Annotated in this window: 9 protein-coding genes; 4 read left to right on the plus strand and 5 right to left on the minus strand. The window is 59.0% G+C overall.

Annotated features, from left to right (window positions below):
• Nucleotides 1-94 precede the first annotated feature (94 nt).
• The 3 genes from panC (at nt 95) to acs (ending at nt 3,707) form a co-directional block, all read left to right on the plus strand.
• Nucleotides 95-952, plus strand: coding sequence for a pantoate--beta-alanine ligase (panC, locus tag A15D_RS15095; RefSeq protein ID WP_102792602.1), 858 nt, complete (start codon nt 95-97; stop codon nt 950-952).
• 87 nt (nt 953-1,039) lie between these two features.
• On the plus strand, nt 1,040-1,420 hold the full coding sequence (gene panD, locus A15D_RS15100; RefSeq protein ID WP_022986169.1) for an aspartate 1-decarboxylase: 381 nt from the start codon (nt 1,040-1,042) through the stop codon (nt 1,418-1,420).
• Nucleotides 1,421-1,769: 349 nt separating this feature from the next.
• Entirely contained in the window at nt 1,770-3,707 is a 1,938-nt protein-coding gene (acs, locus tag A15D_RS15105; protein WP_102792603.1) for an acetate--CoA ligase, read from the plus strand.
• Between the two features lie 100 nt (nt 3,708-3,807).
• On the opposite strand, the gene A15D_RS15110 is transcribed toward acs, so the two are convergent.
• The 5 genes from A15D_RS15110 to pip all read right to left on the minus strand — a co-directional run bounded on the left by A15D_RS15110 (nt 3,808) and on the right by pip (nt 8,683).
• Entirely contained in the window at nt 3,808-4,755 is a 948-nt protein-coding gene (locus A15D_RS15110; protein ID WP_233192260.1) for an alpha/beta hydrolase, read from the minus strand.
• Complete coding sequence (locus tag A15D_RS15115) at nt 4,734-6,572, minus strand: DUF4105 domain-containing protein (RefSeq protein WP_102792604.1); 1,839 nt, start codon at nt 6,570-6,572, stop codon at nt 4,734-4,736. Before A15D_RS15115 ends, A15D_RS15110 begins: the two co-directional genes overlap by 22 nt.
• Nucleotides 6,573-6,666: 94 nt before the next feature.
• A complete protein-coding gene (locus A15D_RS15120) occupies nt 6,667-7,149 on the minus strand; it encodes a DUF3015 domain-containing protein (protein ID WP_022986173.1) in 483 nt (160 codons plus the stop codon).
• 176 nt (nt 7,150-7,325) lie between these two features.
• On the minus strand, nt 7,326-7,763 hold the full coding sequence (dtd, locus tag A15D_RS15125; protein ID WP_102792605.1) for a D-aminoacyl-tRNA deacylase: 438 nt from the start codon (nt 7,761-7,763) through the stop codon (nt 7,326-7,328).
• Nucleotides 7,760-8,683: a prolyl aminopeptidase gene (pip, locus tag A15D_RS15130; RefSeq protein ID WP_199175954.1), complete on the minus strand. Its 924-nt coding sequence runs from the start codon at nt 8,681-8,683 to the stop codon at nt 7,760-7,762. Before pip ends, dtd begins: the two co-directional genes overlap by 4 nt.
• Here pip and A15D_RS15135 point away from each other — a divergent pair.
• The gene (locus A15D_RS15135; RefSeq protein ID WP_102792606.1) at nt 8,682-9,140 is read left to right on the plus strand and encodes a nuclear transport factor 2 family protein; all 459 of its coding nucleotides are present in this window, start codon (nt 8,682-8,684) and stop codon (nt 9,138-9,140) included. The two genes, pip and A15D_RS15135, sit on opposite strands and share 2 nt — an antisense overlap.
• Nucleotides 9,141-9,163: the final 23 nt, after the last annotated feature.

Raw genomic sequence — 9,163 nt, forward strand, 5'->3', positions numbered from 1 at the left:
TCATGACCGGGTCCGACATCCCGGGCCCGGCGCACCATCCCCATCACGTCAAATGGCATGGCGGCTGTCGCCAACATACTGCTGAGGGCTTCTGATGCAAACTGTTCACTCTGTCGCTCAGGTTCGTGAGTACGTTCGTGGCTGGCACCGCAAGGGACACACCGTCGGCTTCGTGCCCACCATGGGCAACCTCCATGATGGCCACATCAGCCTGGTGCGCGAAGCACGGGCCCGCTGCGATGTGGTCGTGGTCTCGATCTTCGTCAATCCGACCCAGTTCGGCCCTAACGAAGACTTCGACCGCTACCCGCGCACGCTGGATGCCGATGCAGCCGCACTGGTCGATGCCGGAGCCGATTTGCTGTTTGCCCCCTCCGTCGACGAAATGTATCCGCTGGGCCAGAACCAGACCTGGGTAGACGTAGACGGCCTGGGTGACTACCTGTGTGGCGCCAGTCGTGAAGGGCATTTTCGCGGCGTAACGACAGTCGTGTCCCGGCTGTTCAATATCGTTCAGCCGGATGTCGCCGTCTTCGGGGAAAAGGATTTTCAGCAGCTGGCCATCCTGCGCCGCATGACCGAAGAGCTGCTGTTTCCGGTCAAAATTGTGGGGGCGCCGACCAGCCGCGAAGAAGACGGCCTGGCGCGCAGCTCGCGCAACGGCTTTCTCAGCGAAAGTGAGCGCAAACTTGCCCCTCAGCTCTACGCCAACCTGCAACAGATCCAGCAGGCCATCGAGGGCGGCGAGCGCGACTACCGGAGCCTGGAGGCGCGCTTTTCAGATGCCTTGAACGAGGCCGGATTTGCGGTGGATTACCTGACCATTTCCAGCGCCCGAAGCCTCGCTCCCGCGGCCGAAAACGACACCGATCTGGTGATTGCCGTAGCCGCCAAACTGGGGCAAACGCGATTGATAGACAATGTCTCACTGGCCGTTGTAGACAACCAGTGATTCGTGCATACTTCGGGCCCCTTGAAGCGCCTGCTTGGTAGAAACAACGTATACCGCAGGCTTCAGGTAGTGTGAGAGGTAACCAACATGCAGTGCACCATGCTGAAAGCAAAACTCCATCAGGCTCGTGTCACCCACGCGGAACTCGAGTACGAAGGCTCCTGCGCCATCGATGGTGATCTGATGGACATGGCTGGTATCCTGGAGTACGAACAGATCCAGATTTATAACATCGACAACGGCGAGCGTTTTGAAACTTACGCGATCCGTGGCGAAGCCGGTTCCAAGATCATTTCGGTAAATGGTGCTGCCGCCCACAAGGCCCAGCCCGGCGACCGTGTGATCATCTGCGCCTATGCCAGCTACTCCAGCGCCGAACTGGTCAACTTCAAGCCCAGCCTTATTTACATGGATGAAGGCAACGCAGTTAAGGGCACCAGCAACGCGATCCCGGTACAGGTTGCCTGATACCCGATCCGTTACTGCAAGGATTCTGAAACGCCGGCTCATGCCGGCGTTTTTTTATGCCTTTACGCGGCAACAGGCTCCCAAAGCGGCTTCCCCCAGCTCTGATTCGCGTCCACCAAAATCACAGCGCACTCCCCCTAATAAACCGCGCAGCTATTCACTGTTAACTAATCACTATTCGCGGCTCTTCTACTTGGCCATTCCTCTACGCATTGTTTACTCTTGGGGCACGCCGATTCCCCCTACGACCATGGTGGAATACCCGTAGGCGGAACGAGCCACAATAATGAAGGAAAAACGGAGAGCGGCGTACGCGGCTCTCTACAGGCAGTATTCCAAGGAGGCCCTGATGTCCAAGCCCATCGTTCACCCTGTTCCAGACGATTTCAAAGCCCAGACCCTGATGACCCGCGAGCAATATGATGCCTGGTACCAACAGTCCATCAAAGACCCGGAGACCTTCTGGGCAGACCGGGCCAATCAGTTTCTGGACTGGAAAACCCCCTGGGACAAGGTCAGTGACTGGGACTTCACTGAGGGCCGCGCGGCCTGGTTTCAGGGCGCGACCCTGAATGTCTGCTATAACTGCGTCGACCGTCATTTGCCCGAGCGGGCCAACCAGACCGCGATCATCTGGGAGGGCGACGAGCCCGATCAGGACAAGCACATCACCTATCAGCAGCTGTTCGAGGAAGTCAGCAAGTTCGGCAATGTCCTCAAACAGCGTGGCGTCAAAAAAGGCGACCGGGTCGTAATCTACATGCCCATGATCCCCGAAGCCGCCTATGCCATGCTGGCCTGCGCCCGTATCGGCGCCATCCACTCAGTTGTGTTTGGCGGCTTCTCTCCCGAAGCGCTGAAAGATCGCATCATTGATGCAGGCGCCTGCGCCGTCATCACCGCCGATGAAGGCGTTCGCGGCGGCAAGATCGTGCCCCTCAAGGTCAATGCGGACAAGGCCATGGACGGTATCGACAGCGTCCACACCTGTGTGACCGTGAAACGCACTGGCGGCGATGTGGCCTGGCAGGAGACTCGCGATGTCTGGTACCACGATGCCATCGGCGATGCTTCGGCAGAGTGCGAACCGGAATGGGTCGCTGCAGAAGATCCACTGTTCACCCTGTACACCTCCGGCTCCACCGGCAAACCCAAAGGTGTGCTGCATACCTCTGCCGGCTACCTGCTTAATTCGGCCCTGACTCACAAGTACGTCTTCGATTACAAGGAAGGTGACATCTACTGGTGCACCGCCGATGTGGGCTGGATTACCGGCCACAGCTATATCGTCTATGGCCCGCTGGCCAACGGCGCCACCACCGTCATGTTCGAAGGGGTACCCACCTACCCGGATGCCTCACGTTGCTGGCAGGTGGTGGACAAGCACAAGGTCAACATCTTCTACACCGCCCCCACCGCCATTCGCGCCCTCATGGGGCTGGGCGATACACCGGTAACACAAACCTCCCGCGCCAGCCTGAAACTGCTCGGTACCGTAGGTGAACCCATCAACCCCGAGGCCTGGGAGTGGTACTACAAGGTCGTGGGGGAATCGCGCTGCCCGATCGTCGACACCTGGTGGCAAACCGAAACCGGTGCCATCATGATCGCCCCGTTGCCCGGCGCTGTGGACCTGAAAGCAGGCTCTGCCACCTTGCCCATGTTCGGCATTGAACCGGTGCTGATGGATCCCGACGGCAACGAGCTGGAGGGAGCCGCCTCCGGCAATCTGGCCATTCGCTCCAGCTGGCCAAGCCAGATCCGCACGGTTTACGGCGATCACCAGCGCATGATCGATACCTATTTCAGCGCCTACAAAGGCTATTACTTTACTGGCGACGGCGCCCGCCGTGACGAGGATGGTTACTACTGGATTACCGGCCGGGTGGACGACGTCCTGAACGTCTCCGGCCACCGTCTGGGCACAGCGGAAATCGAGTCGGCACTGGTGCTGCACCCGAGCATTTCTGAAGCCGCCGTGGTGGGCTACCAGCACGACGTGAAGGGCCAGGGCATCTATGCCTATGTCTCGCTGATGGCCGGCAAGGAAGGCAGTGATGAGCTGGTACAGGCGCTGCGTGATCTGGTCACTCAGGAAATCGGCCCCATCGCCAAACCGGACCTGATCCACTTTGCACCGGGCCTGCCCAAAACCCGCTCAGGCAAAATCATGCGACGCATTCTGCGCAAGATTGCCGCCGACGAACTGGACAGCCTGGGGGATACCTCCACCCTGGCAGACCCAGGCGTCGTTGATCAGCTGATTGAGACCCGCCTGAATCAGTAACAGCTTGCGGCGGGCGCAAGAAGCCCCTCATCCTCCTTGCGCCCCTGTCGCTGTCGCCAAGACGCCTCGCCCCTTCAGCAAGGGGCTTTTCAACAGCCTGTTAGAACCGATAAGCCCCGTTCCCGGTGTCCGGGGACGGCGGGGGCACGATTGGCCCCTGGATTGGCGGTGGGGCAGGCTTGTCGCTGACCGGTTCTGGCGCCTGGGTTGAACACCCAGAGCTTTCCATGAAATCCACCAGCCTGTCCTGCACGTCCGGATCCCGGGTACTCTGGGTGTGGCCACCACGCAGAGGCTGGAAGGTCTTGGGCGCCTGAGCGGCGGCATACAACCGCTCTCCATGGCTATAGGGGACTACTTCATCCTCGTCACTATGCAGTATCAGCAACGGGGTTGGCGCGATGCCGGCAATCCGGTTCTCCGGATCCTGCTCACGCGCAGGCATACCGGGCACCACCATCCAGCGCAACGGCCATAACAGCCAGCTTTTCTTCATCACGTCATCAGTGATATCCCGGTAACTGGCAAACGCGGCCTCCAGCACCACACAGTCCGCCGCACCGGCATTTTCCTCTTCACCCAGCACCGTTGCCGCCATGGCGCCCCCCAGGCTTTGCCCGAAAACAATCAAGGGCCCCGCGTCGTCGTGCACGCTCCGCAACCAGTCCAGCCCCAGCTGCACGTCGTCGTAGACCTCTGGCAGTCTTGGTTTACCTTCAGAGAGGCCGTAGCCCCGGTAGTCAATCAGAAAGACGTTATAGCCCCGTGCCGGCAACCACTGCACATTGGCCAGGTGAGTCGAAATATTCTGGGCATTACCGTGCAGAAAATAGACGGTCCCCTTCACACCGGCAGCCTCCTGGGCAGGCAACCACCAACCATGAATACGCATGCCACGAGGGTGCAACAGCACAATATCCTCATAGGCCAGGCCCTGATTTTCCGGGTTCTGCACCCAGGGCTTCATGGGGTAGAAATACAGTTTGGAGCAGCCTGCCATCAGGGTAAGCAGCCAGCCCAGCGCTATCAGTCGAAGTACCATCGCCATTGCAGTTTAAACTCGTTATCGCCATCCCCTCGCCAGCCTTCACGTTCAAGAGAGGCACGCACACCGTGCTGACGGGTCACCGCCCATTGCACGGCCAGTTGCGAGGTATAGCGATAGAAATCGTTGGTGAAATAATGCCCGACACTGCCCGCCTGCCATTGCCAGCGTCCCCGCCGATACAGGATGCCTGCATCCAGCCCGGCCCCCGGGGTCACAAAGGTGTCGAACTCGCTATTATTCTCCATCCGCAGGCTGGTTAACAGATACGGCTGCCAATTCCCCCACTGCCAGCTTCCTCCTGCCCCCCCTTGCAGATAACGCACCAACCGCCTGCGTCCCGCCCAGGCGCGCTCCAGACCGCCGTCCACGTACCAGCTCAATGGCTGGATGAACCGATTCCGTGGGGCCAGCGAACGAATACTCACCACTTGCAGGTCTTCCAGCTTGGCATCCCCCGATTCCGTACTGCGTAATGTGAGATCCAACCCTTCGATTTCTGCTCCACGCAAAAACCCATAAGGATTATCCAGCAAGTCATGGTAGGTCAGGCGATAACTGAGCTCGCCAAAATCCTGATTCCCTTCACGCTGGCCGCCGCTGATCGCCAGCATCTGGGTGCCATGGCCCTTTTCTGGCGGCTCCGGATCGAGGGTCTCCGGCACGGCTACCGGCGGCAGCTGGTTCATGGCCGTGAGCAATGCAAAGGAGTCCTTGGCCACCGCATCGGTACGCTCTTCCTTTCGGTATTTGAGTCGCAAATAGCGGTAAGCCACCGACGCCATGATCGCCCGGTCCGATGCCGACTCGGCCATAAAGGCGTCACTGGTCAGCAACGACGGATCATCTGCGAGTCGTCGCGCCAGGGCCTGCTGATTACCATTGAGTTGCTCACGCAAATTATTGAGTTCTACCGCCTTGGACGGCCGGTAGTGGCGCTCACTGATGATGCCGCGTTCATCCAGTGCCCGCACTGTATTGACCGGCACTTCGGCAAAGCGCAGCTCCGTGAGCAATTGCGAGCCAGGGCGGGCCACCTCAACTAACTCCAGCAACCGGAACGAACAATTCTCGTCGAAAAAGTAATAGTCGAAATTGATGTCCTTGAGCTCCCAAAGGTGCTCAATCAACCAGTCGAGCTCCTGCTGGTCCAGGTCCAGGGTGTATTCCCACATATCGCGGTTTTCCATGTGAGAGTATTCCTGGATCTTCTGGACATAGGGCACCAGCGCAAAACGCCCGGGATACCCTCCGGCGAGCCCACGATAAATATAGAAGAATGAATTGTCCTGGGCCGTGGACACGGCACCAAAATTTACCGCCCAGGATAACCAGACGGCCGAGTCCTCGCCCTGGTCCAGCCTCAGCAGCGTATGACCAAACATGGAAGAGGGGCTATTCAGGTAAGCGGCAGGAAAGACCAATACCGCTCGGCTAGCGGTAACCGCTGCCCGCCATTCACGGTACTGCGCGCAATGATCAAACGCGCCAGCCTGCTCCCAACCCAGCGACTGCGCCAGAAAACGGTACCGGGCCGGAAAGCGGCAACGAGCTTGCGCGCCGGGCAACTGCAATGCCTCATGGGTCGCCAGCAGCTCGGCAAGCGGATCCTCCTTGCCCGTTTCCGACAGGAAGAAGTTATCATCATCCACATAGCTGCGGTGACGGTCGCGTAGCGTTGCCCCCGGATTGATATGCAACAGCGCTTGCCAGCGGTCACTGGCCGCCAGGGCATCCATGGAAACATCAGGTCGGGGTGGCGTGACCGCCACAGAAACTGCTGCCCAGCACAGCAGCACACACAGCAATCCAGTGCGCATGGGAAAATCCATCAGGCGGGTCAAACGAAATCACGTTCCCCAATAAAACAAAAGCCCCGCCATGGGCGGGGCCTGTGATCACCCGTCCGGGTACTTATACAGTGTACTTGGACAGATTCTGATCTTTCTTCATCACATCATTAATGCTGGCCATGACCTGCTTGGCGGTCACGTCCTGATGCGGGAAGATGGCAGCGAAGTTTTCGTGCATTACCGTGTTGAAATGCGCACGGTCGGACGCTTCAATGCCCATGGATACAGACAGTGCGGTCAGCGCTTCGCCTTCGCCAGTAGCCATATCCTGTGCAACTTCTTCCATCACACCAGTCATGCCCAACAGGCTCTGGCCGCTGTAGGTCAGGGCGCCGCTAGTGTCACAACCGTTGGTGCCGGTGGTCATACCAAAGGTAGCGTTACCGGTGGTGCCGTTGACCAGAGTCGCCAGCAGGTGCATGGGCATACCAGACTGGCCTTCGAACAGCATGTTGCCCCAGCCACAACCCGGGCCACCCGGTGCAACAGCCATGGCAGAAGTTGATGCGCCCAACATGGCGGCAGCAATAAGAGTCTTTTTCATCCTGAATTCCTCCAAGTTTTTATCAATCATCCCTGGGGATGCAGCCAAGCAACCGCTGCAGTCCGCAAACAGCCAATGAGCCCTTCGCGGTGCTCTCCCCGTCACCCCTTTAACAAGGCAACTCAACTCATCATAAACAAGGGCAACGGCTTTGCAATAAGCATATTCCGAATTCATCACAACTCGAGCATAAAGGTCACTGGCCCATCATTGACCAGTGAAACCTGCATGTCGGCGGCAAAAACCCCGGTTTCCACCGGCACCCCGAGTTCTCGCAGACAGATCACACTGTGCTCATAGAGCCTGCGTCCATCATCCGGTGCAGCGGCACCACTAAAGCTGGGGCGCCGCCCCTTGCGGGTATCAGCGGCCAAGGTGAACTGTGATACCGCCAGCACGCTGCCCTGCACATCGCGCAGGTCCAGGTTCATTTTTCCGTCGTCATCGGAAAACACCCGATAGCCAACCACTCTCTGCGCCATTTTTGCCACCAGCGCTTCATCGTCATGCTTCTCAATCCCGACCAGCAACAGCAGGCCATGGCCAATCGCCCCTACCGTCTGCCCACCCACCTGCACGCTGGCGGACCGCACCCGCTGCATCAATACCTTCACACGCTTATCCTTGTTTCCATCCGCCGTACCGCCTGAACAAGCGCTTCGGCAATCGCGGGGTGCGACGACGAGTGAGAACCGCCCTCGACCCAGTGAAGCACGCTGTTGGGGAGCACCTTGTGTAACGCCATGGCCTGATCTGCCGGGCATACAAAATCCCGATCCCCCTGAATGATTTCCGTGGGAACCTGGCTACCCGCACACCGCTCAAGCAGGGGAGACGGCAAGAACCCCTGATGCAGGAAATAGTGGATTTCCTGCGTTGCCATACATAGCTCATCATCACTGCCAACCCCGTCCGCCAGGGTGGGCATCAACGCCAGCGTCGCCTCCCAGTTACACCAGGCACGAGCATAGTGTCGCGCCTGGGGAGTCTCGAGCCCACGACGATATCTCTCAAGAAGGCCACCCTCTCCTTCCGGGGCCTCCGCCAACAATCGCTGCCAGGCCTGAGGAAAGAGCCGGGCGGCACCGCCCTCTGTGTACAGCCAGTCCCTGTCCTGTTGCCGGCAGAGAAACACACCACGCAAGACCATGCCGGAGACACGCCGGGGATGTTCCGCCAGATACGCCAGCGCCAACGTGGCGCCCCATGAACCACCAAACACCATCCACTGATCCAGCCCCAGATGCGCCCGGATAGATTCCAGGTCTGTGACCAGATCTGCTGTGGTATTGTCTTGGGTGCTGGCAAGCGGTCGGCTTTGCCCTGCGCCACGCTGATCAAACACAATGATGCGAAACCGCTGCGGATCGAAGAAGCGCCGCAGCACAGGAGAGCTGCCTCCACCGGGACCGCCATGTAGCACCACGACCGGTACGCCATCACGATTACCGCTCTCTTCAAGGTACAACTGGTGACCTTGGCCAACGGACAAATGGCCTTGCCGATAACATTCAATAGGGGGGAACAACGCCATGGGCACAGGACTGCCAGTCAGAAAAATTCCAGCATACCTGCTGCTTTTGGTGCTGCAACTGATGATTGCCGGTTGTAGCCAGTCACCGCCGGAAGAGGCCATCCGTCACGCACTCGAGGAATTGGAACAGGCCATTGAAGACGGCGACACCGGCACCATCATGGACCGCCTGACCGACAACGCCAACGTCAGCCGCGGCCACCCCATGAATCGCAAGGAGCTGCAGCGAACCCTGATGGCGGCATTTTTCCGCTACCCCAAACGGCAGGTCACGCTGGCCGGCATCCGCATCGAAGTGGATCCAGTCTCCCGTAAAACCGCCCGGGTCCGCTTCACCGCCATCGTCTGGGGTGGGCGCAATCTCTTACCGGAAAATGGCGATAGCTATCAAGTCGACAGCCACTGGGTGTATGACGGCAACTGGAAAATAGACTCTCTGGATGCGAGCGGGAAGTGAACAGTGAACAGTGAACAGTGAAC

The sequence above is a fragment of the Alcanivorax sp. MD8A genome (assembly GCF_002888555.1).
GTDB lineage: Bacteria > Pseudomonadota > Gammaproteobacteria > Pseudomonadales > Alcanivoracaceae > Alcanivorax.

Excerpts from the sequence above, each read along its gene's own strand:
- panC (WP_102792602.1), top strand. The coding sequence starts at position 95 with ATGCAAACTGTTCACTCTGTCGCTCAGGTTCGTGAGTACGTTCGTGGC.
- panD (WP_022986169.1), top strand. The coding sequence starts at position 1,040 with ATGCAGTGCACCATGCTGAAAGCAAAACTCCATCAGGCTCGTGTCACC.
- acs (WP_102792603.1), top strand. The coding sequence starts at position 1,770 with ATGTCCAAGCCCATCGTTCACCCTGTTCCAGACGATTTCAAAGCCCAG.
- A15D_RS15110 (WP_233192260.1), bottom strand. The coding sequence starts at position 4,755 with ATGGCGATGGTACTTCGACTGATAGCGCTGGGCTGGCTGCTTACCCTG.
- A15D_RS15115 (WP_102792604.1), bottom strand. The coding sequence starts at position 6,572 with ATGCGCACTGGATTGCTGTGTGTGCTGCTGTGCTGGGCAGCAGTTTCT.
- A15D_RS15120 (WP_022986173.1), bottom strand. The coding sequence starts at position 7,149 with ATGAAAAAGACTCTTATTGCTGCCGCCATGTTGGGCGCATCAACTTCT.
- A15D_RS15135 (WP_102792606.1), top strand. The coding sequence starts at position 8,682 with ATGGGCACAGGACTGCCAGTCAGAAAAATTCCAGCATACCTGCTGCTT.
- pip (WP_199175954.1), bottom strand. The coding sequence starts at position 8,683 with ATGGCGTTGTTCCCCCCTATTGAATGTTATCGGCAAGGCCATTTGTCC.